We start from the raw sequence: 23682 nt of genomic DNA on the forward strand, positions 1-23682 counted from the left end.
TCGACGGTTGCCGACGCTACGCGGTGCGCGTGCCGGAGCCGGTCGTTCCGGAGGATTCCGGCGCCGCCGACAGCGGCTCCGCGATGTCCTCCAGCGAGCGGCGTTCCGCGTTCACCGCGAGGAACGCCGCCACCAGACCGGCCGCGCACATCAGGCCGGCGCCGATCTGGAAGGCGAGGACCGTGTCGCCGACCACGCCGGACTCCGTGAGGTCGGCGAAGAGCAGCGGGCCGCTGATGCCGCCCGCGGCGGTGCCGAGGGCGTAGAAGAAGGCGATGGCCATGGCCCGGGTCTCCATCGGGAAGATCTCGGAGACGGTCAGGTACGCGCTGGACGCGCCCGCCGAGGCGAAGAACAGCACCACGCACCAGCAGGCCGTCATCGTCGTCGCCGTGAGCGAACCCCGGTCGAAGAGCCAGGCCGTGCCGAAGAGCAGCAGGCCGGAGAGCAGGTAGGTGCCGGAGATCATGATCCGGCGGCCGACCGTGTCGAAGAGGTGGCCCAGCAGCAGCGGGCCGCAGAAGTTGCCCGCGGCGATGACGGCGAAGTAGTAGCCGGTGCTGCCGGTCGGCACATCGAAGAACGTGATGAGGATGGTGCCGAAGCCGAAGGTGATGGCGTTGTACAGGAAGGCCTGGCCGATGAAGAGGGACAGGCCGAGGATCGCGCGGCGCGGGTAGCGGCCGAAGACGGTCCTGGCGATCAGGCCGAAGCCGATGGACTTGCGCTGGTGGATGGTGATCTCACCGGCCGGCGGCGGCAGCTTCTCGCCCTTCTCCCGCTCGATCCGCCGTTCCACGGAGGCGACGAGCCGGTCGGCCTGCTCGCCCTGGCCGTGGATGAACTGCCAGCGTGGGCTCTCCGGCACGTGCCGCCGCACCAGCAGCACCACCAGGCCCAGGACGACGCCGAGCGCGAAGCTGAGCCGCCAGCCGACGTCCTTGGCGAAGATGTCGGTGTCCAGCATCACGATGGACAGCAGGGCGCCGCCGATCGCGCCGAGCCAGTAGCTGCCGTTGATGATGAGGTCGACCCGGCCCCGGTAGTGGGACGGGATCAGCTCGTCGATCGCGGAGTTGATCGCCGCGTACTCGCCGCCGATGCCGAAGCCGGTCAGGAAGCGGAAGAGGAAGAACCACCAGGACTCGAAGGACACCGCGGTCAGCGCGGTCGCCGCCAGATAGACCACCAGCGTGATCATGAACAGCTTCTTGCGGCCGTGCCGGTCGGTCAGCCAGCCGAAGAACAGCGCTCCCGAGCAGGCACCCGCCACGTAGAGCGCGGCGGCCAGGCCGGTGATCTGGGCCGAGCTGATGTCCAGGCCGCTGCCGCTCTCGGCGATGCGCCCGGCGACGTTGCCGACGATCGTGACTTCCAGGCCGTCCAGGATCCAGACGGTGCCCAGGCCGATGACGATCATCCAGTGCCAGCGCGACCAGGGCAGCCGGTCCAGGCGGGCGGGGACGGCGGTGGTGACCGTCCCGGTCGCGGCGGGCACCGGGGCCGACGAGTCTCCTGTCATGGCGGGGGAGTGCCCCCGCCGGACGGGACTACGCCCCGAGAATCCGGGAGACCGTGTAGATCAGCAGCCCGGCCAGGGAGCCGACCACCGTGCCGTTGATGCGGATGAACTGCAGGTCGCGGCCGATGTTCGCCTCGATCTTCTTCGTGGTGTGCTCGGCGTCCCAGCTCGCCACCGTGTCGGTGATCAGGGAGGTGATCTCCTTGCGGTACGTGGTGACGACGTACACCGCGGCGCTCTCCACCCACCGGTCGACCTTGCCCTGCACCTTGGGGTCGGAGGCCATCCGGGAGCCCAGGGACAGCAGGGAGGCGCGGACCCGGAGCCGCAGTTCGCTGCGCTCGTCCTCCGCGGCCGAAACGATCATGGACCGTACGGCCGTCCAGGCGGACGCGATCAGGTCCTGGACCTCGCCGCGGCCCAGCACCTCGGTCTTCAGCCGCTCCACGCGCGCGCGGGTCTCCGTGTCGGACTGGAGGTCGGCGGCGAAGTCGGTCAGGAAACGGTCCAGGGCGCCGCGGGCGGGGTGGGCGGGCATGTCGCGCATCTCGGTGACGAAGCGCAGCAGCTCCTTGTAGACCCGGTCGCCGATCTTCCGGTCGACGAACCGGGGCGTCCAGCCGGGGGCCCCGCCCTGGACGGCGTCCATCACGGAGTCGCCGTGCAGGATCAGCCAGTCGTGGGCGCGGGAGACGATCAGGTCGACGGCGCGCTTGTGGCCGCCGTCGGAGACGACCCGGTCCAGCATCTTGCCGATGCCGGGCGCGATCTCCTGGGCGTCGGCCCGGCGCGTGATGGCCTCGCCGACCACCGCCTGGACGTCGGAGTCGCGCAGCACGGTGAGGGCGCCGCGCAGGGCGGCGGACAGCTCGGCCGTCACCCGGTCGGCGTGCTCGGGCACGGCGAGCCAGGAGCCGAGGCGGCTGCCGATGCCGACGGCGCGCAGCCGGTGGCGCACGACGTCCTCGGACAGGAAGTTCTCCCCGACGAACTCGCCCAGCGAGACGCCGAGCTGGTCCTTCTTCTTCGGGATGATCGCGGTGTGTGGGACGGGGATGCCGAGGGGGTGGCGGAAGAGGGCGGTGACGGCGAACCAGTCGGCGAGCGCACCGACCATGCCGGCCTCCGCGGCGGCCGACACGTAGCCCGCCCAGGCGCCCGCGCCGTGGTGGGAGGCCCACTCGGACAGGACGTAGACCACGGCGACGAAGAGCAGCAGCCCGGTCGCGGTGAGCTTCATCCGGCGCACGCCGCGGCGCTTCTCCTCGTCGGCCGGGCTGAAGGAGGTCATCGCCCGGTCACGCACCGCCCCCGGGCCCGTACCACCGCCGCCCGCCCCCGTGCGCTCCCCCGCGCGCCCGGAACCCCCCGGACCTCCCGGACCTCCCGGGCCTCCGGGAAGTTCCGCCTTCGTGCGTTCCATCCGCTCCACCGTTCGCTGATACGTCCCTCACACAGTGTCCCTTCCTGACCGACTCTCGGAACGGAACACAAGTTCCCGGCGTCTGTCCCGGGAGGGGGAACGCCCGGGGCTCCCGCGGCCCTTCCTCCGCCCATGCCGCATCATGGGTTCATCGGACCGGAGCCTCGGGGCTCCCCTCGCCCGAGGAGAACAGAACAGCATGACCCGGGGTCGTGACGGAGGTGCGGGGGCGCCTCCCACCAAGCACCGTGCCCTGCTCGCGGCGATCGTCACCCTGATAGTGGCGATCTCCGCGGCCATATACGCCGGAGTGTCCGCGGACGACGGCACCAGGGCCCACGCAGTGCAGGCCGGAGGCCGTCTCCCGCAGGGGGACGCCGCCCCCGCCTCCACGGGCGCCTGGGTGGGCGCCTGGGCCACCGCACCGGCCGCGGCCGAGCCGGGCACCGAGACGACCGGCATGGCGGGCCGCTCCGTGCGCAACGTCGTGCACACCTCGGTCGGCGGCACCGGCGCCCGCGTCACCCTGTCCAACCTGTACGGCCAGTCGCCGCTGACCATCACCCACGCCTCCATAGCCCTGGCCGCGGGACCCGGCACGGCCGCCGCGGTCGCCGACACCATGCGCGCGCTGACCTTCCGCGGCAACGCCCGGGTGATCATCCCGGCGGGCGGCCAGGTGATGAGCGACGTCGCCCGCATCGCCGTCCCCTACGGGGCGGACGTCCTGGTCACCACCTACTCCCCCGTCGCCTCCGGGCCGGTGACCTACCACCCGATGGCCCGGCAGACCAGCTACCTCGCCCAGGGCGACCGCACGGCGGACGTCACCGCCCTCGCGTACACCACGCCCACGCCGTACTGGCGCTACCTGACCGCGCTGGACGTGCTCAGCCACGAGGCCGACGGCACGGTCGTGGCCTTCGGCGACTCGATCACCGACGGACTCGGCGCCGACGCCGACGCCAACCACCGCTGGACCGACGTCCTCGCCGAGCGGCTGCACCGGGCCGCGGGCGACGGCCGTGACACGCCCCGCTACAGCGTCGTGAACGAGGGCATCAGCGGCAACCGGATCCTGACGAGCAGGCCGGGACGGCCGGCCGACAACCCGAGCGGACTGAGCCGCTTCCAACGCGACGTGCTGCAACGCACCAACGTCAAGGCCGTCGTCGTCCTGCTCGGCGTCAACGACATCCTGCACAGCCCGCAACTCGCCGACCGCGACGGCATCCTCACCGGCCTGCGCACCCTCGTCGACCGGGCCCACGCCCGGGGCCTGCGGGTCGTCGGCGGGACGATCACGCCGTTCGGCGGCCACAGCGGCTACACCAAGGCCCGCGAGACCATGCGGCAGGAGATCAACGAGGAGATCCGCTCCGGCCGCCTCTTCGACGCGGTCGTCGACTTCGACAAGGCCCTGCGCGACCCCTACGACCCCCGGCGCCTGCGCGCCGACTACGACACCGGAGACCACCTGCACCCCAACGACAACGGGTACGCCCGCATGGGCCGGACCCTCGACCTGGACGCCCTCAAGGGAGCGGTACCGGTCGCGGCGTAGACCGTACGGCCGGGAGGACCGGGCCGGGGCCGGTGTGCCGGGGCCCGTGTGCCGGGGTCCCGGCCGTCAGTCCTCGCCCCGGCGGCGGCGCTCGCGTTCCTCCCGGCGCAGCTCGCGCTGCTCGTGGCGATCCTCGCGCAGCTCGCGAACCATGTCCCGGTGGTCCTCCAGCATCCTGCGGTGGGCATCCCGGTGGTCGGCCGGCATCCCGAGGTGGCCGCCCGGCAGCCCGCGGCGGCCGTCCCGGTCACGGCCTTCCAGGCGCTCGCGCTCCCGCTCCTGGCGGCGCTCCAGCTTCTCCTGCCGGCGCTCCTCCTTCAGCCGCTGCCGCTCCGCCCGCGTCACCTTGCGCTCCACACCGACACCGCCCCAGAAGGCGAAGCCCGTCACGACGACGCGCGGGGCGCCCGGGTCGCCGGGGACGCCCTCCTCGCGGTGGTCGAAGCCGCCCATGACGCCGATGCCGCGCACGATCACCTCGACGCCCGGCGGCACGATCACCTGCATCCCGCCCATGATCGCGACGCAGTTGAGCACGACCTCGCCGGCCGAGAAGTCCGCCTCGCGCAGGTCGATCTCCCCGCCGCCCCAGAACGCGAACGAGGTGAACCGCCTCGGCACCGTCCAGCGCCCCTTGCGCTGGAAGCCGGACATCACGGCGACCGCCCAGGTCGACGAGGGCTCCGCGCCGGTGATCCGCCCCGCCCAGCCGCCGCCGGACGCGGGCTCCTTGGTCATCGACACCCGGGGCGCCACCGGCGCCGCGGGCGCCCCGCCGACCGGCAGGTCGCGGGTGATCGGCGCCAGCTCCCCGTACGTACGCGCCTTGTACGTGGCGTCCAGCCGCTCCTCGAACTCGGTCATGTCCAGGCGTCCCTCGGCAAGGGCGTCGCGCAGGACCTCGGCGACTCGTTCACGGTCGGCGTCGGATGCGCGGAGTTCCGGGGCGTCGTCGGTCATGTACAGCAGCCTACGAGGTCACCGCCCCCGGCACTACGCGCCCGCGCGTTCCGCGTACATCTTCGCGATCACCGACTCGATGTCCGGCTCCCGCACCGACAGGTCCACCAGCGGATACCGCGCCGCGACGTCCGCCACCAGCCCGGCCGCCGACGCGGACGCCGGGAACGCCAGCCACTGCCGCGGCCCCTCCACCCGCACCACCCGCGCGGGCTCCGGCACCTCGACCGGCGGCAACTCCCGTGCCAGGTCCACCACCAGCATGCGTTCGCTCTCCCCCACCTCGTGCAGGCCCGCCGGCGGACCGTCGTACATCAGCCGGCCGTGGTCGATGACCATGACGCGTGAGCAGAGCTGCTCGATGTCCTGGAGGTCGTGCGTGGTCAGCAGCACCGTCGTGCCGCGCTCGGCGTTCAAGTCCCGCAGGAATCCCCGCACCTTGGTCTTGGAGACGACGTCGAGCCCGATCGTCGGCTCGTCCAGGTAGACCACCTCCGGGTCGTGCAGCAGCGCCGCCGCGATGTCGCCGCGCATCCGCTGCCCCAGGGAGAGCTGCCGCACCGGAACGTCCAACAGGTCCTGGAGCTGGAGGAGTTCGACGCAGCGGTCCAGGTTCTCGCGGTAACGGGCGTCGGGGATGCGGTACATGCGGTGCATCAGCCGGTAGGAGTCGATCAGCGGCAGGTCCCACCACAGCGTCGTGCGCTGCCCGAAGACCACCCCCATGCGGTGCGCCAGCCGCGTCCGCTCCCGGGACGGGTCGATGCCGGCCACCCGCAGCCGGCCGCCGCTCGGCGTCAGGATGCCGGTCAGCATCTTGATCGTCGTCGACTTCCCGGCGCCGTTCGGGCCGATGTAGCCGACCATCTCACCGCGCGACACCGTGAACGACAGCCCGTCCACGGCACGCACCTGCCGCCGCTCCCGCTTCAGGAAGCCCGTCTTCCTGCGCACGTCGAAGACCTTCTCCACGCCCTCCAGCTCGATGAAGGCCGAGGCATCCGCCCCGGTCACCGGCTCCGGACGCGTCGCCCGCGTCGCCCGCGTCCGCTTCCGTGCCGTCTCCGCCATCTCCGCCCTCTCCGCCATCTCCGTCAGCTCCCGGTGCTCCGGTACGAACGCAGCCCCGCCCGCCAGGCCAGCCCCGCCAGCCCGCAGCAGGCCGCGGCGACGAGCGGCGTCGTGAACGCCACCCACCCCGGCAGGTCCAGCGGGTACGGCCGCCCCAGCACGTAACCCGCCGGCAGCCAGTTCACGAACGCCAGCGGCACCACGAACGTCACCCCGCGCACCAGGTCCAGCGCGAACACCGCCGGTGGATACTGCAGCAGCGTCGTCCCCCCGTACGTGAAGGCGTTGGCCACCTCCGACGCGTCCTGCGCCACGAACTGGAACGCCGCCGCCGCCAGGAACACCGCGCAGAAGATCCCCGCCCCGCCCAGCAGCATCACCGGCATCAGCAGTACCTTCGCCGGCGTCCAGTCGACGTCGACGACCACCAGCGCGTACCCGAGCACCAGCAGCCCCTGCGTCACCCGGCCGAGCCGGCGCAGCGCGAACCGGTCCGCCGCCACCTGCGCGAGCACCGGCACCGGCCGCACCAGCAGCGTGTCCAGCGTGCCGTCGCGCACCCGCCGCCCCAGCCGCTCCATCGAGCCGACCGCCAGGTCGGCCAGGCCGAAGGACACCCCGGACAGCCCGTACAGGAACGCCACCTCCGGCAGCGACCAGCCGCCCAGCGCGTCGACGCGGGAGAACATCAGCAGGATCGTCACGAAGTCCAGCGCGGTCATCGCGAAGTTGCCGAACGTCGTCAGCGCGAAGGACGTCCGGTACGCCATCGTCGACCTGATCCACATCCCGGCGATCAGCCCGTACGCGCGCACCCCCTCGACGGCCCGCCCGCGCCGCACCTCCGCCCGGGCCGCCCCGGCCGCCTCAGCCACCCTGGACCACCACCCGGCGCGTCGCCGCCGACTGCACCAGCCGGCCCAGCGCCAGCAGGGCCACCGCCCAGGACGCCTGGAACAGATACGTGCCCAGCGGATCGGCCTCCCCCAGCAGCACGTCCGCCGGCGCCTGCAGCAGCGACGACCACGGCAGCGCCCGCACCACCTCGCCCAGCGCCCCCGGGAACACGTTCAGCGGCAGCAGCATCCCCGAGCAGAACAGCCCCGCCAGCCACGCCATCTGCGTCACCCCCGTGCCGTCCAGCAGCCAGAACGCCGAGAGCGCCACCAGATAGCGCAACGCGAAACCCACCAGCATCGCCAGCACCACCGCCCCCAGGAACGCCGCCCACACGGACACCTCCCGCGGCAGCGCCACTGGGAAGAACAACGATCCGAACACGAACGGCACCACCCCGCGGCCCAGCAACTGGAACAGCGCCCGGCCCACGTCCGCCGCCAGCCACCAGAGCTGGAGATCGACCGGACGGTACAGATCGACGGCCACGTCACCCGTACGGATGCGCTCCATCAGCTCGTCCTCGAACCCGCCGCCGCCGATCGCCAGCGCCGCCAGCAGCGCCTGACCCAGCCACACGAACGTCGACGCCTGCGCCTGGTCGTACCCTCCGAGCTGGGGTTTCTCGTCCCACAGGGCCAGATAGGTGTAGACGAGGACCAGTCCGAAAACGGTGTTGGTGAACACCCCGGCCGCAGTGGCCGCCCGATACGTCGCGTACCGTCGGAATCCACCCGCCGCGACGGCCACGTACAACCGCCCCGAGCCCGCACCCACTGCCCTCCCCCTCCCGACCGGCACCAAAGCGCAGGAGCCTAGTGCGACCCCGCAGGCCCCCGCCACGGAATTTCACGGGTGTGCCGTCGCGTGGGAACGGAACCCACGGTGCGAGAGTCTTCTACGGAAGAACTCAGACGTACGAAAACCGTACGAAATGAAACAGGAGTCCGTGCACGAGATGAGCGACGAGCCGCAGCCGCAGCAGCCGACCCCGGGCTGGGCGCAGAGAGAGCCCCAGGCGGCCGGCAAGGGACCGACGGGAGAACCCGGTGCGCCGAAGGCCGGGAAGGCGAAGAAGCCCAAGCGGCCCAAGCGCACCGGCTGGCGCCGGCTGATCCCCACCTGGCGCATCGTGCTGAGCACGGTCGTCGTCGGCCTGCTGCTGATCGTCGGCGGCTTCTTCCTCGGCTACCACCTCGTGCAGATCCCCGCCGCCAACGCCCTCGCCACCAAGCAGTCCAACGTCTACCTGTACGCCGACGGCACCGTCCTCGCCCGCGACGGCGAGGTCAACCGCGAGAGCGTCGGCCTCGCCCGGATCTCCAAGGAAGCCCAGCACGCCGTCCTCGCCGCCGAGGACCGCGACTTCTACACCGAGTCCGCCATCGACCCCATGGCGATGGTCCGCGCCGGCTGGAACACCGCCACCGGCAAGGGCAAGCAGTCCGGCTCCACCATCACCCAGCAGTACGTCAAGAACTACTACCTGGCCCAGGAACAGACCGTCACCCGCAAGGTGAAGGAGTTCTTCATCTCGATCAAGCTCGACCGCGAGAAGAGCAAGGACGAGATCCTCGAGGGCTACCTCAACACCAGCTTCTTCGGCCGCGGCGCCTACGGCATCCAGTCCGCCGCCCAGGCCTACTTCGGCGTCGACGCCAAGGACCTCACCGCCGCCCAGGGCGCCTACCTCGCCTCCCTGCTCAACGCCCCCAGCCAGTACGACGTCGTCGCCCACCCCGAGAACAAGCCCGCCGCCCGGGCGCGCTGGAACTACGTCATGAACGGCATGGTGGACAAGGGCTGGCTCAGCGCCTCCGACCGCGCCGCCGCCGAGTTCCCCAAGCCCAAGCAGTCCACCATCTCCACCAACATGTCCGGACAGCGCGGCTACGTCGTCAACATCGTCAAGAAGTACCTGAACGAGAACGGCATCGTCGACGAGGAGGAACTCGGCCGCGGCGGCTACCGCATCACCACCACCCTCCAGAAGGACAAGCAGGACGCCTTCGTCAAGGCCGTCGACGACAAGCTCATGTCCCAGCTCGACCAGAAGGAACGCAAGGTCGACACGTACGTCCGCGCAGGCGGCGCCTCCGTCGACCCGAAGACCGGCAAGGTCGTCGCGATGTACAACGGCATCGACTACGTCAAGCAGTACACGCCCAACGCCGTGCGCCGCGACTTCCAGGTCGGCTCCACCTTCAAGCCCTTCGTGTTCACCTCGGCCGTCGAGAACCACTCCCAGACGCAGAGCGGCCAGACGATCAACCCCAACACCCGCTACGACGGCACCAGCGAACGCCCCGTCCAGGGCTGGGCCGGCGGCCGCTACGCCCCCGAGAACGAGGACCACCGCGACTACGGCCACGTCACCGTCCGCGAGGCCACCGACAAGTCCATCAACGCCGTCTACGCCCAGATGGCCGTCGACGTCGGCTCCGACAAGGTCAAGCAGACCGCGATCGACCTCGGACTCTCCAAGAACACGCCCGAACTGACCCCCTCCCCCTCCATCGCGCTCGGCGTCGCCACCGCCAGCCCCCTCGACATGGCCGAGGCCTACGCGACCATCGCCAACCACGGCAGGCACAGCACCTACACGCTGGTCGAGAAGGTCACCAAGGACGGCAAGCAGGAGGTCGCGCTGCCCGAACGGCGCGAGCACCAGGCCGTCAGCCGCGAGGCCGCCGACACCACCACGTCCGTGCTGCGCAGCGTCGTCGAGAACGGCACCGCCACCGCCGCCCAGGTCGTCGGACGCCCCGCCGCGGGCAAGACCGGCACCGCCGAGGAGGACACGGCCGCCTGGTTCGCCGGCTACACCCCCGACCTCGCCACCGTCGTCGCCGTCATGGGCCAGGACCCCAAGACCGCCGCCCACAAGTCCCTGTACGGCGTCATGGGCCTCGCCCGCATCAACGGCGGCGGGGCACCCGCCGAGATCTGGGGCCAGTACACCCGCAACGCCCTCAAGGGCCAACCGGTCACCGACTTCGACCTCCAGCTCCAGGCGGGCGCCGACGTCACCGCGCCCCCGAGCAGCGACGCCTCGGACGAACCCGGCGACGGCGACGCGAGCGGCAGCAGCGACCCGGACGCCCCGTCCACCGGCGACGAGGACGGCACCGACAGCCCGGGCGACTCCGGCGGCAGCACCCCGCCCGGCGGCCCCGGCGGCACCGAGAGCGGCCCCCCGAACACCGGCGGCGGCACCCCGGGCACGGGCCGCCCCAGCACCGAGCCGGGCCCCACGGGCGGGAGCGGCGACGACTCCGCCAACGGTGGGACCGACGAGGGCGGCGGGGACACCGACGGCGCGGGCGGCGGCGCGCCGGACACCGGCACCAGCACCGGCGCCGGCACGGTCGCCGGCATCCCCGTCACGCCCCGGCGTCAGTGACCGGAGGTCGCCTTCAGACCCACCACGGCGACCAGCAGCAGACCGATGAAGAAGATCCGGGCGGCGGTCGCCGGCTCCCCCAGCACCAGCATGCCGAGCACCGCCGCCCCGGCCGCGCCGATGCCCACCCACACGCCGTAGGCGGTACCGATGGGCAGCGTCCGGGCGGCGTACGACAGCAGAAGCATGCTCGCGACGATCCCGGCACCGGTGAACACACTCGGCCACAGCCGGGTGAAACCGTCGGTGTACTTCATCCCGATCGACCAGCCGACCTCGAGCAGACCGGCGACGACGAGCAGAACCCACGCCATGACAGGCACCTCCGTGAACGAACTGAACGGGGTGCGTCGTCTTTGCCTTCAGCCCGGTACGGCGCGTCTCGTCGGGGTGCTTCCCAAGGTAGCAAAGACAGGCCAAGGGGGCTGGTGACCTTGATCACCAGCCCCCTTGGTCCGACTCGAACCCGTGATTCAGAGGTACAGCCCGGTGGAGTCCTCCGACCCCTCGAACCGGTCCGCGGCCACGGCGTGCAGGTCGCGCTCGCGCATCAGCACGTAGCCCACGCCCCGCACCTCGACCTCGGCACGGTCCTCCGGGTCGTACAGCACCCGGTCGCCCGGCTCCACGGTCCGTACGTTCTGCCCGACCGCGACGACCTCGGCCCAGGCCAGCCGCTTGCCGACGGCCGCCGTCGCGGGGATCAGGATGCCGCCCCCGGAACGCCGCTCGCCCTCGCCGGTGTCCTGCCGCACGAGCACGCGGTCGTGCAGCATCCGGATGGGCAGCTTGTCGTCCTGGGGACCGTGCTCGTTTCTCTTGGCGCTCACGCCCTGAACCTACCTGCCCGCGCTCAGCGCTTCCGCCGCCGGGTGCCGCTCAGGACGAGCAGCCCCACGACGCCGGCCGCCACCAGCGCGGCCGGTACGACCCGCTCCATCCGCGGGGCGCCCTCCTCGTCCACGAACTGCGCCTTCACCTCGCTGACCACCCGGTTGACCTGGACGTACGCCCGGCCGAGGGTGTGATCGACGCTGGCGGCGACCTTGGCCTTCGCGTCGTCGACGATCGTCTTCGGGTGCACCCGCATCCCGAGCTCGTCGAGCGTCTCGGCCAGCACCTCGCGACGGCGCTTGATGTCCGCCTCGATCTGCGCCGGGGTTCTGATGTCCGACGTGTCCGCCACCGTACGCCTCCGAAATCCTCTGACACTGTCCCGGACAGTCTGTCAGCTCCAGCCCCGCTCGCACTGTCAGGACCCCCCGTTACGCTTGCCGGATGAGCGAGCGACTCCAGCCCGGGGACCAGGCCCCGGCCTTCACCCTCCCGGACGCCGACGGCAACGAGGTGTCCCTGTCCGACCACCGGGGCCGCAAGGTCATCGTCTACTTCTACCCCGCAGCGCTTACCCCCGGCTGCACGAAGCAGGCGTGCGACTTCACGGACAACCTGGACCTGCTGGCCGGCGCCGGGTACGACGTGATCGGCATCTCCCCCGACCAGCCGGACAAGCTGGCCAGGTTCCGCGAGACCGAGTCCCTGAAGGTCACCCTCCTCGCCGACCCGGACAAGAAGGTCCTCGACGCGTACGGCGCCTTCGGCGAGAAGAAGAACTACGGCAGGACCTACATGGGCGTCATCCGCTCCACGATCGTCGTCGACGAACAGGGCAAGGTCGAACGCGCCCTGTACAACGTCCGCGCGACGGGCCACGTGGCCAAGATCATCAAGGATTTGGGGATCTGACGGCGCTGCCCGACCAGTAGCATGGCCGGGCAGCAGCGCCGGGCGGCCGTGGTGGAATTGGCAGTCACGCTGGGTTTAGGTCCCAGTGGGGTAACTCCCGTGAGGGTTCGAGTCCCTCCGGCCGCACCAGTACATGAACGGCTGCTCAGCCGAGCAGCTCCCGCACCACCGGCACCAGTGCCCGGAACGCCTTGCCCCGGTGGCTGATCGCGTTCTTCTCCTCCGCCGTCAGTTCCGCGCAGGTGCGGGTCTCGCCCTCGGGCTGGAGGATCGGGTCGTAGCCGAAGCCGCCCGTGCCGGCGGGCTCGTGGCGGAGGGTGCCGGGGAGCCGGCCCTCGACCACGCGCTCCGTGCCGTCGGGCAGGGCCAGGGCCGCCGCGCAGGCGAAGTGGGCGGCGCGGTGTTCGTCGGCGATGTCGGCGATCTGGGCCAGGAGGAGGTCGAGGTTGGCCTTGTCGTCGCCGTGGCGGCCTGCCCAGCGGGCCGAGAAGATGCCGGGGGCGCCGTTGAGGACGTCGACGCAGAGGCCGGAGTCGTCGGCGACGGCGGGGAGGCCGGTCGCGCGGGCGAGGGCGTGGGCCTTGAGGAGGGCGTTCTCGGCGAAGGTGACGCCGGTTTCCCTGACGTCGGGGATGTGCGGGTAGGCGTCCGCGCCGACGAGGTCGTGGGGCAGGCCCGCGTCGGCGAGGATGGCCCTGAGTTCGGTGATCTTGCCGGGGTTGCGGGTGGCGAGGATGAGGCGGGTCATGGGGTCCAGTATCCCGGGCCCCTGCCGTGCCTCCGCCACCCGCTCGGCTACGGCGTGCAGACCTTCGTCAGTTCGCCCGCCGCGTCGGTGACGGGGCTGAGGTCGGGGGTCTCGTCGCCGTTCTTGACCGCGGTGCGGACGTTGTCGACGGCCTCGCCGAGGGAGTCGACCGCCTTGTTGACGTCGGCGTCGTCGGTCTGGTCGCCGATCTTGCCGAGGTTCTTGTCGATGGAGTCGAGGGACTCCTCCCACTGGGTGGGGTCGTCCGTGTTCTCCAGCGCCTGCTGGAGTTCGGTGACGCTGTCGGCTATCGCGTCGGCCGTGCGCACGCAGTCGAGGGCCTTGTCGACGGCGTCGCAGCCGGTGGTCAGGCCGGTCGTCAGGGCGATGGCCACCACGGTGGCGGCGGCGGTGGCGGTACGGCGAAGGCTGCGCCGGCGGCTCGCGGCCATGGATCTCGGTCCTCCCCTTGGGACAGGGCCGGACGGCCCGTGTGCGGTGCGACGGCGGGCGTACGGCAGGGTCCGCCGTACGCCCGTGGTGCTGTACTGCTCTGTACCGCTAGGGACGCTCCCGGGGGCGGCCGAGTTGCGCGCCCTTGGCATCCCCTTTACCCGTTACCTTTCGAGGGCCGCGGCGAGCGCCTTGCGCTGGAGTTCGGCGAGCTCCGTGCAGCCCGCGGCGGCGAGGTCGAGCAGGGCGTTGAGTTCGTCGCGGGCGAAGGGCTCGGCCTCGGCGGTGCCCTGGACCTCGACGAAGCGGCCGTCGCCGGTGCAGACGACGTTCATGTCGGTGTCCGCGCGGACGTCCTCCTCGTAGCGCAGGTCGAGGAGCGGGGTGCCGTCGACGATGCCGACGGAGACGGCGGAGACGGTGCCGGTGAGCGGCTTGCGGCTGGGCCTGATCAGCTTCTTGGTGTGCTGGGCCCAGGTGATGGCGTCGGCGAGGGCGACGTAGGCGCCGGTGATGGCGGCGGTCCGGGTGCCGCCGTCGGCCTGGAGGACGTCGCAGTCCAGGACGATGGTGTTCTCGCCGAGTGCCTTGTAGTCGATGACGGCGCGCAGGGACCGGCCGATGAGGCGGCTGATCTCGTGGGTGCGGCCGCCGATGCGGCCCTTGACGGACTCGCGGTCGCCGCGGGTGTTGGTGGCCCGGGGGAGCATGGCGTACTCGGCGGTGACCCACCCTTCGCCGCTGCCCTTGCGCCAGCGGGGGACGCCTTCGGTGACGGAGGCGTTGCAGAGGACCTTGGTGTCGCCGAAGGAGACGAGGACGGAGCCTTCGGCGTGCTTGCTCCAGCCGCGTTCGATGGTGACGGGGCGGAGCTGTTGGGGGGTGCGGCCGTCGATTCGTGACATGCGGGTGAGCCTAGCGGCCCATGGCGAAGGGGCCTCTCCCGCGGTGGGAGAGGCCCCTTGCCGGTGAACCCGGTGGTTCACATCATGTCTTCGATCTCCGCCGCGATCGGGTCGGCGTCGGTGCCGATGACGACCTGGATGGCGGTGCCCATCTTGACGACGCCGTGGGCGCCGGCGGCCTTGAGGGCGGCTTCGTTGACCAGGGCCGGGTCGTTGACCTCGGTGCGGAGTCGGGTGATGCAGCCTTCGATCTCGTCGATGTTGTCGATGCCGCCGAGGCCGGCGACGATCTTCTCAGCCTTGCTGGCCATGTTGGTTCTCCCTGATCCGAGCCGCTTTGTCGCAGTAACCCACAGTTGGCCCAACTTCGCGAGCGGTCATGCGGTGGGTACCGAATGATGGCGGTCACGACGGCGGAGCCGTCCTTCTACTGGTCTACACCAGTGTACCGGCGACCGATCGGAGACCGGATGAGTGCCGAGAGCACGGTCAGTCCCGCCCGCCTCCGCTGGAACAAGGCGTTCCAGGGGCTGCAGAAGATGGGCCGCAGTCTGCAACTGCCCATCGCGGTCCTGCCCGCCGCCGGCATTCTCAACCGGCTCGGCCAGCCGGACGTGTTCGGGGACGACGGCCTGGGGTGGTCGAACGTCTCGAAGGTGATGACGGGCGCGGGCGGTGCGCTGCTCGACGGGTCGCTGGGACTGCCGATGCTGTTCTGCGTGGGCGTGGCCATCGGGATGGCGAAGAAGGCCGACGGTTCGACGGCGCTGGCCGCGGTGGCGGGTTTCCTCGTCTACTACAACGTGCTGCGGCAGTTCCCGGAGGACTGCCCGGAGGGGTCGAAGGCCGTCCCGCAGATCGGCTGCCAGGTGACCGACGGGTCGGGGGAGGTGACGGCGTTCGTCTTCCAGAACCCGGGGGTCTTCGGCGGGATCGTGATGGGGCTGCTGACGGCGTACTTCTGGCAGCGGTTCCACCGGACGAGGCTGGTGGACTGGCTGGGCTTCTTCAACGGGCGGCGGCTGGTGCCGATCGTCATGGCGTTCGTGGCGATCGTGTTCGCGGCGCTGTGCCTGTGGGTGTGGCCGCCGGTCGGTGATGCGCTGGAGAGTTTCAGCAACTGGATGACGGGGATCGGCGCGTGGGGTTCGGGGGTGTTCGGGCTGGCGAACCGGGCACTGCTGGTGATCGGTCTGCATCAGTTCCTGAACGTGCCGATGTGGTTCCAGTTCGGTTCGTACACGAAGCCGGACGGCACGGTGGTGCACGGCGACATCAACATGTTCCTGGCGGGTGATCCCCACGCGGGTCAGTTCACGACCGGCTTCTTCCCGATCATGATGTTCGCGCTGCCGGCGGCGGCGCTGGCGATCACGCACTGCGCGAGGCCGGACCGGCGCAAGGAGGTCGGCGGTCTGATGCTGTCGGTGGGGCTGACGTCGTTCGTGACGGGGATCACGGAGCCGCTGGAGTACTCGTTCATGTTCGTCGCTCCCCTTCTGTACGCGGTGCACGCGGTGCTGACGGGGGTGTCGATGGCGGTGTCGTGGGCGCTGGGGGTGAAGGACGGGTTCAGCTTCTCGGCAGGGCTGATCGACTACGTCATCAACTGGAACCTGGCGACGAAGCCGTGGCTGATCATTCCGGTCGGGCTGTGCTTCGCGGCGGTCTACTACGCGGTTTTCCGGTTCGCGATCACGAAGTTCGACCTCAGGACCCCGGGGCGGGAGCCCTCGGAGGAGGTGGAGGACGTCACCAAGGTGTAGACCTCTTCCGTTCCTCACGTACCCTTTGAGGGTGGTCTCGCGAAGGCCCCCGGACCGACGGTCCGGGGGCCTTCTCCGCGCCCTCCCGAGCCTGTGATCAGGGGACTTGGCCGGGTACTGCGCGTAGCGCCGCGGTCGCGGAACAGCGGGTTCCTTACGCGGCCTTCATCGTGCTACAACAGGTCTACACCACTGAGTGGTGTAGACCACCACCCGATGGAGGAAGCATGAGCACCGCCACCGACACGGCGGCCCCCGCAAAGAAGCGGGGATCCGGTCTTTTCCAGGGGCTGCAGAAAGTAGGACGCAGCCTCCAGCTCCCGATCGCCGTGCTGCCGGCGGCGGGCATCATGGTCCGGCTCGGCCAGGACGACATCTTCGGCAAGGACGGCCTCGGCTGGGACAAGGTCGCCGCCGTCTTCAACAACGCGGGCGGTGCCCTCACCGGCTCGCTGCCGATCCTGTTCTGCATAGGCGTGGCCATCGGCTTCGCCAAGAAGGCCGATGGCTCGACGGCACTGGCCGCGGTGGTCGGCTTCCTCGTCTACAGCAAGGTCCTGGAGGCCTTCCCGGTCACCGAGGCGGTGGTCAAGCAGGGCGAGGACGTCGCCGCGACGTACAACGACCCGGGTGTGCTCGGCGGCATCATCATGGGTCTGCTGGCCGCCGTGCTGTGGCAGCGGTACCACCGCAAGAAGCTGGTGGACTGGCTCGGCTTCTTCAACGGCCGCCGCCTGGTGCCGATCATCATGGCGTTCGTCGGCATCGTGGTGGGTGTCTTCTTCGGTCTGGTCTGGGAGCCCATCGGCGACGGCATCTCGAACTTCGGCGAGTGGATGACCGGCCTCGGCGCGGGTGGCGCGGCCCTGTTCGGCGGCGTGAACCGCGCGCTGATCCCGGTCGGCATGCACCAGTTCGTGAACACGGTGGCCTGGTTCCAGCTCGGCGACTTCACCAACGCCGCGGGCGACGTCGTGCACGGTGACATCACCCGCTTCCTCGCCGGCGACCCCGACGCGGGCATCTTCCAGTCCGGCTTCTTCCCGATCATGATGTTCGGTCTGCCGGCCGCCGCCATCGCCATCGCGCACTGCGCCCGGCCCGAGCGCCGCAAGGCCGTGATGGGCATGATGGTCTCGCTGGCCGCGACCTCGTTCGTCACGGGTGTGACCGAGCCGATCGAGTTCTCGTTCATGTTCATCGCGCCGGTCCTGTACGTGCTGCACGCGGTGCTGACCGCCGTCTCGATGGCGGTGACGTGGGGCCTGGGTGTGCACGCCGGCTTCAACTTCTCGGCCGGTTTCATCGACTACGCCCTCAACTGGCACCTGGCCACCAAGCCATGGCTGATCATCCCGATCGGCCTGGTGTTCGCGGCGATCTACTACGTGACGTTCCGTTTCGCGATCATCAAGTTCAACCTGAAAACCCCGGGCCGCGAGCCCGAGGAGGAGATCGAGGACCTCACCAAGGCGTGAGCCCCGGCCGCCCGACGTGCGGAAGGCCCCGGAAACCGCGAGGTTCCGGGGCCTTCCCCCGTCTCCGGGGTGCCGGGGCCCTCCCCCGTGTCAGGGCGCCTGGGGTTCAGATCTCGTACACCGCGCCCGCAGCGGCGACGTCCACGGGCCCGTCGTAGACCTCGCGCGCGTCGGCGCGGTTGACCTCCGGGTCGGTCCACGGGGGGATGTGGGTGAGCACCAGGCGCCGGGCGCCGGACCGGGCGGCGCTCTCGCCGGCCTCGCGTCCGTTGAGGTGGAGGTCGGGGATGTTCTCCTTGCCGTGCGTGAAGGCGGCCTCGCACAGGAACAGGTCGGTGTCGCGGGCGAGTTCGTCCAGCACGGGGGTGGCGCCCGTGTCGCCGGAGTACGTCAGTGAGCGGCCGCCGTGCTCGACGCGGACGGCGTAGGCCTCCACGGGGTGGGCGACGCGCTCGGTGTGCACGGTGAACGGTCCGACCTCGAAGGTGGACGGCTTGACCGTGTGGAAGTCGAACACCTCGCTCATGGAGGAGGCGGAGGGGGTGTCGGCGTAGGCGGTGGTCAGCCGGTGCTCGGTGCCCTCGGGTCCGTAGACCGGGATGGGGGCGCAGCGGCCGCCGTCGTGCCGGTAGTAGCGCGCCACGAAGTAGGCGCACATGTCGATGCAGTGGTCGGCGTGGAGATGACTGAGGAAGATCGCGTCGAGGTCGTAGAGACCGCAGTGGCGCTGCAGCTCGCCGAGGGCGCCGTTGCCCATGTCGAGGAGCAGCCGGAAGCCGTCGGCCTCGACGAGGTAGCTCGAGCAGGCCGATTCCGCGGACGGGAACGACCCCGAGCAGCCGACGACGGTGAGCTTCATGAAGCAGAAACCTCCGCTGGCGGGTGTGGAGAGACGGGGGTCGTGCGGTTTGTCGAGCGTAAGGCGCAAAACCTGTGGTCGCTCCTCCGCCAGGGGCCGTTGTGGGCGAACTCACCTGTGGGATCACCGGTTCGGCTGGACGTGGGGCGCGCGGGACCACCGAGGGGGCGTGCGACGGTGGCGTACGCCGGTACGGTCGTCGGTATGGACACGTCATGGTGGCTCGTCTTCGCGGCGGTCGTGCTGCTCGCGCTCGTCGCCACGGTCGTCGACGGCTGGGGCCGGGGGCGAAAACCCCGCGGTCCGGGGCGGCGCCCCCGTGACCGGCGCGGGCCCGGGGACTGACCTGCGGCATGCGAAACCCCGGCTGCCGTCGCGGGACGCGGGACGGTGGCCGGGGTGCGGTTCGCGCGGTGTCCCGCGCCCCTTGCGGACGGCGCGGGAGGACCGTCAGGCCCAGAGCTGGCCGTGGAGGGTTTCGATGGCGGCCTCGGTGGTCTCGGCGGTGTAGACGCCGGTCGACAGGTACTTCCAGCCGCCGTCCGCGACGACGAAGACGATGTCCGCGCTCTCGCCGGCCTTGACCGCCTTCCTGCCGACGCCGATCGCGGCGTGCAGGGCGGCGCCGGTGGAGACGCCCGCGAAGATGCCCTCCTGCTGGAGCAGCTCGCGGGTGCGGGTGACCGCGTCGGCGGAGCCCACGGAGAAGCGGGTGGTGAGCACGGAGGCGTCGTACAGCTCGGGCACGAAGCCCTCGTCGAGGTTGCGCAGGCCGTACACGAGGTCGTCGTAGCGCGGTTCGGCGGCGACGATCTTCACGTCGGGCTTGTGCTCGCGCAGGTAGCGGCCGACGCCCATCAGGGTGCCGGTGGTGCCGAGCCCGGCCACGAAGTGGGTGACCGAGGGCAGGTCGGCGAGGATCTCGGGGCCGGTGCCGGCGTAGTGGGCGCCCGCGTTGTCCGGGTTGCCGTACTGGTAGAGCATGACCCAGTCCGGGTGCTCGGCCGAGAGTTCCTTGGCGACCCGCACGGCGGTGTTGGAGCCGCCCGCGGCCGGGGAGGAGATGATCTCCGCGCCCCACATGGCGAGCAGGTCCCGGCGTTCCTGGGAGGTGTTCTCCGGCATCACGCAGACGATGCGGTAGCCCTTGAGCTTGGCGGCCATGGCCAGCGAGATGCCGGTGTTGCCGCTGGTGGGCTCCAGGATCGTGCAGCCCTTGGTGAGGCGGCCGTCCTTCTCGGCCTGCTCGATCATGTGGAGCGCGGGGCGGTCCTTGATCGAGCCGGTCGGGTTGCGGTCCTCCAGCTTGGCCCAGATCCGGACGTCCTCGGACGGCGACAGCCGCGGCAGGCGCACCAGAGGGGTGTTGCCCACCGCGGCCAGCGGGGAGTCGTAGCGCATCGGCGATCAGGCCATGCCGCCGGCCACGGCCGGCAGGATCGTGATGCTGTCGCCGTCGGACAGCTTGGTGTCGATGCCGTCGAGGAAACGGACGTCCTCGTCGTTCAGGTAGACGTTGACGAAGCGGCGGAGCTGCTCGCCGTCGACGATGCGGGCCTGGATGCCCGCGTGCCGGGTCTCGAGGTCGGCGAAGAGCTTGGCGAGGGTGTCCCCGTTGCCCTCCACCGCCTTCTGGCCGTCGGTGTACTGGCGGAAGATGGTCGGGATGCGGACCTCGATGGCCATGGCTGAGTGCTCCTGTCGGGAGGTGGTCGTGGGTTCGTAGGGCGCGGCGGCACACGTCGGCACGCACGCCGCGGCTCACGGCCGTACGGCGGCGGCGAGGATCAACAGATGGCGCTTTTCAGCCTGCACAGGTCGACGTGCAGCCGCGCCACGAGCAGCGTGCCCGGCGCCTTTTCGCTCACGTCGAGAAGAACCATGGGCTCATCGTATCGATTCCCGGTCCGGCTTCCGGAGTGTGATCTCACCTGCTGGACCTTTTCCGTCCGGTGGGCGGGATCAGTACGCCTCGACGACCTTGACCTCCTCCTCCGTGACCTCGCCCTCCACGATGCGGAACGAGCGGAACTGGAACTCGCCGACGCCGTCGGTGTCCGCGGTGGAGACGAGGACGTAGTGGGCGCCGGGCTCGTTGGCGTAGGTGATGTCGGTGCGGGAGGGGTGGGCCTCGGTGGCGGTGTGGGAGTGGTAGATGACCACCGGCTCCTCGTCGCGGTCGTCCATCTCGCGGTAGAGCTTGAGGAGGTCGTGCGAATCGAACTCGTAGAAGGTGGGCGAGCGGGCGGCGTTGAGCATGGGGACGAACCGCTCGGGGCGGCCCTCTCCGACGGGGCCGGCCACCACGCCGCACGCCTCGTCGGGGTGGTCGGCGCGCGCGTGGGCGACGATCTGGTCGTACAGGGCCTGTGTGATGGTCAGCATGCGGCCAGGATAAGCAGACGGGCCCCTCCGTACCGGTGGGTGGTACGGAGGGGCCCACATACCGGACAGCGTCAGCCGATGCTCTCGAACTCCGGCTCGCCGGGCCGCTCGGTGATCTGCGGGTTGCGGCTCCTGAGCACCGCCCAGCCGATGCCGAGGGCGACGGACCAGCCGGCCATCACGTACAGGCAGACGCGGGCGTCGGCGTCGTAGGCGATCAGGCAGGTGACGAAGAGCAGGAAGGCGATGGCGACGCAGGAGCAGACCGAGCCGCCGGGCGCCGGGAAGGAGGAGGCGGGCAGGCGGCCCGCGACGACCTTGCGGCGGTAGAGCACGTGGCTGATGAGGATCATCAGCCACGTCCAGATGCCGGCGGCGGTGGCGACGGAGGTGACGTAGCCGAACGCCTTCTCCGGGACGAGGTAGTTGAGGACCACGCCGATGGCCATGAAGACGACCGAGACGGAGATGCCGATGGCCGGGGTCTTGGTCGAGGACAGCCTGTTGAAGACCTTGGGGGCCTCGCCGTTGTCCGCGAGGGTGCGCAGCATGCGGCCCGTGGAGTACATGCCGGAGTTGCAGGACGACAGGGCGGCGGTGAGCACCACGAAGTTGACGATGCCGGCGCCGGCCGGGATGCCGATGACCGCGAAGGCCTCCACGAAGGGGCTGACGCCCTCGGCGAACTCGGTCCACTTGACGACGGCCAGGATGACGGTGAGGGCGCCCACGTAGAAGAGGGCGATGCGCCAGGGCAGGGTGTTGATCGCCTTGGGGAGGGTCTTCTCCGGGTTCTCGGACTCACCGGCGGTGACGCCGACCAGTTCGACGGCGAGGTAGGCGAACATGACGCCCTGGAGGGTCATCAGGGACGAGCCGATGCCCTTGGGGAAGAAGCCGTCGAACTCCCACAGGTTGGAGACGGCGGCGGTGTCGCCGGCCTGGCTGAAGCCGAAGGTGATGACGCCGATGCCGATCACGATCATGCCGATGATGGCGGTGACCTTGACCATCGAGAACCAGAACTCGATCTCGCCGAACAGCTTCACCGAGATCAGGTTGGCCACGAACAGCAGCACCAGGAAGACCAGGGCCGAGACCCATTGCGGGATGTCCGGGAACCAGTAGTGGATGTAGATGGCGGCGGCGGTGAGTTCCGCCATGCCGGTGACCACCCACATCAGCCAGTACGTCCAGCCGGTGAAGTATCCGAAGAAGGGGCCGAGGAACTCGCGCGAGTACTCGGCAAAGGAGCCGGAGACGGGACGGTAGAGGAGCAGCTCGCCGAGCGCCCGCATGATGAAGAAAATGATCACACCCGCGAGGGCGTACATGAGGATGATGCTGGGACCGGCCTTGGCGATGTTGGCCCCGGCGCCCAGGAAGAGGCCGACGCCGATGGCGCCGCCGATCGCGATCATCTGGACCTGGCGGCTGTTGAGACCGCGCTCGTACCCCTCTTCGGGGGCCTTGTCCGTGTCGACCTGCGCAGAGGTCATGTGTGGTGCGCCTTTCTCCATGCCGACCCGGACCTTGACTCGGCCGCGGATCGGGTCTCGATCCCCCCGGATGATGGAGCTGAGCGGGCCTCACATCCCGCTCGGTGCCTGGCCGGCGGTCCGCCGGCTCGGTGGCGCACCCGGCCGAACATTCGGGTGGTGTTCGCCGGGCGGTCGTGAAGATGTACCACGACCGCGACCCTGATCACAGGGGTGGATGGTGATGTGTCCCACACGGAGAAGCGGACAAAGGGCGCCCCTTTCGAGCAAAAGAGGCGCACCTTTGACGGGATCGTTATCCGGATTTGAGGCTCCGCTGAGCGGACGCCCTGCTACGGAACGTGGCGGAATCGCCCGGTTCAGGGCATGAGTGTCGCGACGAGCGACTCCTGGAGCCCGCCGAGCCACAGGTAGGCCATCACCATCGGCTTGCGCGGGTCCTCGTCCGGGAGCCGGTAGAGCAGGTCGGTGTCGTCCTCGTCGGCGATCTCGAGCCGGGCGCCGATCGCCAGGCGCAGGTCGTTCAGGGCGCCGAGCCACTGCCGGGACTCCTCCGCCGACAGCTTCAGCACCGCCCCGCCGTCACCCGCGGACTGCGCGGCCACGGCGTCCAGGGCACGGATCACCGCGAGGGCGCTCTCCCGCTTGCCGGCCCGCAGGTCGTTCTCGGTGTAGCGGCGGAACTCCGCGGAGTGCGCCCGCTGCTCCTCGGCCTCCCGGGCCTGCGGGGTGCCCTCGGGGTCGCCGTAGGCGTCCGGGAACAGGCGGCGCAGCACCGGGTCGGAGGGCGGCTCGCTCGGACCCTCGGCGAACAGCTCGGCGAGCGGGTCGTCGGAGGCGTCCTCGGCGGGGCCGGGCCCGATCAGCTCCAGGAGCTGCACGGCCAGGGAGCGGATGATGGAGATCTCGACGTCGTCGAGGGCGACGGCCGCGCCGCCGCCGGGGAGCGGTTCGAATTGTCCGGGCATGGAGGCGATTCAGCTACTTCCGTCCTGCGGGCGGG

The 23682-nt window shown here is 70.5% G+C and carries 25 protein-coding genes, 1 tRNA gene, 1 pseudogene and 1 riboswitch; of the genes and pseudogenes, 7 read left to right on the plus strand and 20 right to left on the minus strand.

The genetic code is table 11. The annotated features are described in order from the left end of the window. Window positions 1–16 precede the first annotated feature (16 nt). Window positions 17–1522, minus strand: a complete 1506-nt coding sequence (locus IG88_RS0119745; protein WP_031042707.1) for an MFS transporter — start codon at window positions 1520–1522, stop codon at window positions 17–19. A 28-nt stretch (window positions 1523–1550) separates the two neighbouring features. Beyond that, window positions 1551–2945, minus strand: coding sequence for a DUF445 domain-containing protein (locus IG88_RS0119750; RefSeq protein WP_078861548.1), 1395 nt, complete (start codon window positions 2943–2945; stop codon window positions 1551–1553). Window positions 2946–3144: 199 nt separating this feature from the next. Here IG88_RS0119750 and IG88_RS0119755 point away from each other — a divergent pair, with 199 nt between their 5' ends. Further along, a complete protein-coding gene (locus IG88_RS0119755) occupies window positions 3145–4509 on the plus strand; it encodes an SGNH/GDSL hydrolase family protein (RefSeq protein ID WP_031042715.1) in 1365 nt (454 codons plus the stop codon). A gap of 66 nt (window positions 4510–4575) precedes the next feature. Here IG88_RS0119755 and IG88_RS0119760 read toward each other — a convergent pair whose 3' ends face one another. From IG88_RS0119760 to IG88_RS0119775, 4 genes are read right to left on the minus strand one after another with little or no spacing between them, the layout of a single operon-like run. Further along, window positions 4576–5469, minus strand: coding sequence for a DUF1707 SHOCT-like domain-containing protein (locus tag IG88_RS0119760; RefSeq protein WP_031042718.1), 894 nt, complete (start codon window positions 5467–5469; stop codon window positions 4576–4578). A 33-nt stretch (window positions 5470–5502) separates the two neighbouring features. Continuing rightward, window positions 5503–6558 (minus strand): ABC transporter ATP-binding protein, encoded by a 1056-nt coding sequence (locus IG88_RS0119765; RefSeq protein ID WP_078861544.1) that lies wholly within the window; start codon window positions 6556–6558, stop codon window positions 5503–5505. A 5-nt stretch (window positions 6559–6563) separates the two neighbouring features. Beyond that, window positions 6564–7415 carry an ABC transporter permease gene (locus tag IG88_RS0119770; RefSeq protein WP_031042723.1) on the minus strand — a complete coding sequence of 284 codons (852 nt, stop codon included), beginning with the start codon at window positions 7413–7415 and terminating at the stop codon, window positions 6564–6566. Next, on the minus strand, window positions 7408–8214 hold the full coding sequence (locus tag IG88_RS0119775; RefSeq protein ID WP_031042725.1) for an ABC transporter permease: 807 nt from the start codon (window positions 8212–8214) through the stop codon (window positions 7408–7410). The genes IG88_RS0119770 and IG88_RS0119775 overlap by 8 nt, the downstream gene beginning before the upstream one ends. A gap of 181 nt (window positions 8215–8395) precedes the next feature. Here IG88_RS0119775 and IG88_RS0119780 point away from each other — a divergent pair, with 181 nt between their 5' ends. Continuing rightward, window positions 8396–10840, plus strand: a complete 2445-nt coding sequence (locus tag IG88_RS0119780) for a transglycosylase domain-containing protein (RefSeq protein ID WP_199807477.1) — start codon at window positions 8396–8398, stop codon at window positions 10838–10840. Here IG88_RS0119780 and IG88_RS0119785 read toward each other — a convergent pair. The 3 genes from IG88_RS0119785 to IG88_RS0119795 form a co-directional block, all read right to left on the minus strand. Then, window positions 10834–11154 carry a DMT family transporter gene (locus tag IG88_RS0119785; RefSeq protein ID WP_031042731.1) on the minus strand — a complete coding sequence of 107 codons (321 nt, stop codon included), beginning with the start codon at window positions 11152–11154 and terminating at the stop codon, window positions 10834–10836. The genes IG88_RS0119780 and IG88_RS0119785 overlap by 7 nt on opposite strands. A 30-nt stretch (window positions 11155–11184) precedes the next feature. Beyond that, window positions 11185–11252, minus strand: a riboswitch (guanidine-III (ykkC-III) riboswitch). Between the two features lie 61 nt (window positions 11253–11313). Then, complete coding sequence (locus IG88_RS0119790) at window positions 11314–11670, minus strand: GroES family chaperonin (protein WP_003975911.1); 357 nt, start codon at window positions 11668–11670, stop codon at window positions 11314–11316. Window positions 11671–11693: 23 nt separating this feature from the next. After that, entirely contained in the window at window positions 11694–12026 is a 333-nt protein-coding gene (locus tag IG88_RS0119795; protein WP_031042733.1) for a DUF3618 domain-containing protein, read from the minus strand. 92 nt (window positions 12027–12118) lie between these two features. On the opposite strand from IG88_RS0119795, the gene bcp reads away from it, so the two are divergent. Both bcp and IG88_RS0119805 read left to right on the plus strand, forming a co-directional pair. Then, the gene (gene bcp, locus IG88_RS0119800; protein WP_031042735.1) at window positions 12119–12586 is read left to right on the plus strand and encodes a thioredoxin-dependent thiol peroxidase; all 468 of its coding nucleotides are present in this window, start codon (window positions 12119–12121) and stop codon (window positions 12584–12586) included. Between the two features lie 42 nt (window positions 12587–12628). After that, a tRNA-Leu gene (locus IG88_RS0119805) sits at window positions 12629–12715 on the plus strand. 16 nt (window positions 12716–12731) lie between these two features. Here IG88_RS0119805 and rdgB read toward each other — a convergent pair. The 4 genes from rdgB to IG88_RS0119825 all read right to left on the minus strand — a co-directional run bounded on the left by rdgB (window position 12732) and on the right by IG88_RS0119825 (window position 15003). Then, window positions 12732–13334 (minus strand): RdgB/HAM1 family non-canonical purine NTP pyrophosphatase, encoded by a 603-nt coding sequence (rdgB, locus tag IG88_RS0119810; protein ID WP_031042737.1) that lies wholly within the window; start codon window positions 13332–13334, stop codon window positions 12732–12734. A 47-nt stretch (window positions 13335–13381) separates the two neighbouring features. Then, window positions 13382–13786, minus strand: a complete 405-nt coding sequence (locus IG88_RS0119815; protein ID WP_031042740.1) for a hypothetical protein — start codon at window positions 13784–13786, stop codon at window positions 13382–13384. A 165-nt stretch (window positions 13787–13951) separates the two neighbouring features. Then, complete coding sequence (rph, locus tag IG88_RS0119820; protein WP_031042742.1) at window positions 13952–14692, minus strand: ribonuclease PH; 741 nt, start codon at window positions 14690–14692, stop codon at window positions 13952–13954. 77 nt (window positions 14693–14769) lie between these two features. Then, the gene (locus IG88_RS0119825) at window positions 14770–15003 is read right to left on the minus strand and encodes a glucose PTS transporter subunit EIIB (RefSeq protein WP_003975905.1); all 234 of its coding nucleotides are present in this window, start codon (window positions 15001–15003) and stop codon (window positions 14770–14772) included. A 159-nt stretch (window positions 15004–15162) separates the two neighbouring features. Between IG88_RS0119825 and IG88_RS0119830 the strand changes: the two genes are divergently transcribed. Both IG88_RS0119830 and IG88_RS0119835 read left to right on the plus strand, forming a co-directional pair. Then, window positions 15163–16458, plus strand: coding sequence for a PTS transporter subunit EIIC (locus IG88_RS0119830; protein WP_031042743.1), 1296 nt, complete (start codon window positions 15163–15165; stop codon window positions 16456–16458). A gap of 227 nt (window positions 16459–16685) precedes the next feature. After that, window positions 16686–17936 (plus strand): PTS transporter subunit EIIC, encoded by a 1251-nt coding sequence (locus IG88_RS0119835; protein WP_031042746.1) that lies wholly within the window; start codon window positions 16686–16688, stop codon window positions 17934–17936. A gap of 106 nt (window positions 17937–18042) precedes the next feature. Here the strand turns inward: IG88_RS0119835 and IG88_RS0119840 are convergent, their stop codons facing one another. Continuing rightward, window positions 18043–18795, minus strand: coding sequence for an MBL fold metallo-hydrolase (locus IG88_RS0119840; protein WP_031042747.1), 753 nt, complete (start codon window positions 18793–18795; stop codon window positions 18043–18045). 141 nt (window positions 18796–18936) lie between these two features. Here IG88_RS0119840 and IG88_RS44325 point away from each other — a divergent pair. Next, window positions 18937–19128 (plus strand): annotated as a pseudogene (locus IG88_RS44325) (type II toxin-antitoxin system PemK/MazF family toxin); the annotation flags it as partial. A 117-nt stretch (window positions 19129–19245) separates the two neighbouring features. On the opposite strand, the gene IG88_RS0119850 reads toward IG88_RS44325, so the two are convergent. The 6 genes from IG88_RS0119850 to IG88_RS0119875 all read right to left on the minus strand — a co-directional run bounded on the left by IG88_RS0119850 (window position 19246) and on the right by IG88_RS0119875 (window position 23647). Further along, the gene (locus tag IG88_RS0119850; RefSeq protein ID WP_031042749.1) at window positions 19246–20196 is read right to left on the minus strand and encodes a PLP-dependent cysteine synthase family protein; all 951 of its coding nucleotides are present in this window, start codon (window positions 20194–20196) and stop codon (window positions 19246–19248) included. 6 nt (window positions 20197–20202) lie between these two features. Further along, window positions 20203–20481 carry a MoaD/ThiS family protein gene (locus IG88_RS0119855; RefSeq protein WP_031042751.1) on the minus strand — a complete coding sequence of 93 codons (279 nt, stop codon included), beginning with the start codon at window positions 20479–20481 and terminating at the stop codon, window positions 20203–20205. Between the two features lie 101 nt (window positions 20482–20582). Further along, entirely contained in the window at window positions 20583–20678 is a 96-nt protein-coding gene (locus IG88_RS45145) for a putative leader peptide (RefSeq protein ID WP_309546867.1), read from the minus strand. Window positions 20679–20757: 79 nt separating this feature from the next. Next, a complete protein-coding gene (locus tag IG88_RS0119865; RefSeq protein WP_031042754.1) occupies window positions 20758–21180 on the minus strand; it encodes a Mov34/MPN/PAD-1 family protein in 423 nt (140 codons plus the stop codon). A 71-nt stretch (window positions 21181–21251) separates the two neighbouring features. Next, window positions 21252–22679: an amino acid permease gene (locus tag IG88_RS0119870; protein ID WP_031042757.1), complete on the minus strand. Its 1428-nt coding sequence runs from the start codon at window positions 22677–22679 to the stop codon at window positions 21252–21254. Window positions 22680–23038: 359 nt separating this feature from the next. After that, complete coding sequence (locus IG88_RS0119875; RefSeq protein ID WP_031042760.1) at window positions 23039–23647, minus strand: DUF2017 domain-containing protein; 609 nt, start codon at window positions 23645–23647, stop codon at window positions 23039–23041. Window positions 23648–23682: the final 35 nt, after the last annotated feature.

Source organism: Streptomyces sp. NRRL F-5650 (genome assembly GCF_000721365.1).
Lineage (GTDB): Bacteria > Actinomycetota > Actinomycetes > Streptomycetales > Streptomycetaceae > Streptomyces > Streptomyces ardesiacus.

Bases quoted from the DNA above. Each gene is read 5' to 3' on its own strand.
- IG88_RS0119745 (WP_031042707.1), bottom strand. From the start codon at position 1,522: ATGACAGGAGACTCGTCGGCCCCGGTGCCCGCCGCGACCGGGACGGTC.
- IG88_RS0119750 (WP_078861548.1), bottom strand. From the start codon at position 2,945: ATGGAACGCACGAAGGCGGAACTTCCCGGAGGCCCGGGAGGTCCGGGA.
- IG88_RS0119755 (WP_031042715.1), top strand. From the start codon at position 3,145: ATGACCCGGGGTCGTGACGGAGGTGCGGGGGCGCCTCCCACCAAGCAC.
- IG88_RS0119760 (WP_031042718.1), bottom strand. From the start codon at position 5,469: ATGACCGACGACGCCCCGGAACTCCGCGCATCCGACGCCGACCGTGAA.
- IG88_RS0119765 (WP_078861544.1), bottom strand. From the start codon at position 6,558: ATGGCGGAGAGGGCGGAGATGGCGGAGACGGCACGGAAGCGGACGCGG.
- IG88_RS0119780 (WP_199807477.1), top strand. From the start codon at position 8,396: ATGAGCGACGAGCCGCAGCCGCAGCAGCCGACCCCGGGCTGGGCGCAG.
- IG88_RS0119785 (WP_031042731.1), bottom strand. From the start codon at position 11,154: ATGGCGTGGGTTCTGCTCGTCGTCGCCGGTCTGCTCGAGGTCGGCTGG.
- bcp (WP_031042735.1), top strand. From the start codon at position 12,119: ATGAGCGAGCGACTCCAGCCCGGGGACCAGGCCCCGGCCTTCACCCTC.
- rdgB (WP_031042737.1), bottom strand. From the start codon at position 13,334: ATGACCCGCCTCATCCTCGCCACCCGCAACCCCGGCAAGATCACCGAA.
- IG88_RS0119815 (WP_031042740.1), bottom strand. From the start codon at position 13,786: ATGGCCGCGAGCCGCCGGCGCAGCCTTCGCCGTACCGCCACCGCCGCC.
- rph (WP_031042742.1), bottom strand. From the start codon at position 14,692: ATGTCACGAATCGACGGCCGCACCCCCCAACAGCTCCGCCCCGTCACC.
- IG88_RS0119825 (WP_003975905.1), bottom strand. From the start codon at position 15,003: ATGGCCAGCAAGGCTGAGAAGATCGTCGCCGGCCTCGGCGGCATCGAC.
- IG88_RS0119830 (WP_031042743.1), top strand. From the start codon at position 15,163: ATGAGTGCCGAGAGCACGGTCAGTCCCGCCCGCCTCCGCTGGAACAAG.
- IG88_RS0119835 (WP_031042746.1), top strand. From the start codon at position 16,686: ATGAGCACCGCCACCGACACGGCGGCCCCCGCAAAGAAGCGGGGATCC.
- IG88_RS0119840 (WP_031042747.1), bottom strand. From the start codon at position 18,795: ATGAAGCTCACCGTCGTCGGCTGCTCGGGGTCGTTCCCGTCCGCGGAA.
- IG88_RS0119850 (WP_031042749.1), bottom strand. From the start codon at position 20,196: ATGCGCTACGACTCCCCGCTGGCCGCGGTGGGCAACACCCCTCTGGTG.
- IG88_RS0119855 (WP_031042751.1), bottom strand. From the start codon at position 20,481: ATGGCCATCGAGGTCCGCATCCCGACCATCTTCCGCCAGTACACCGAC.
- IG88_RS45145 (WP_309546867.1), bottom strand. From the start codon at position 20,678: ATGGTTCTTCTCGACGTGAGCGAAAAGGCGCCGGGCACGCTGCTCGTG.
- IG88_RS0119865 (WP_031042754.1), bottom strand. From the start codon at position 21,180: ATGCTGACCATCACACAGGCCCTGTACGACCAGATCGTCGCCCACGCG.
- IG88_RS0119870 (WP_031042757.1), bottom strand. From the start codon at position 22,679: ATGACCTCTGCGCAGGTCGACACGGACAAGGCCCCCGAAGAGGGGTAC.
- IG88_RS0119875 (WP_031042760.1), bottom strand. From the start codon at position 23,647: ATGCCCGGACAATTCGAACCGCTCCCCGGCGGCGGCGCGGCCGTCGCC.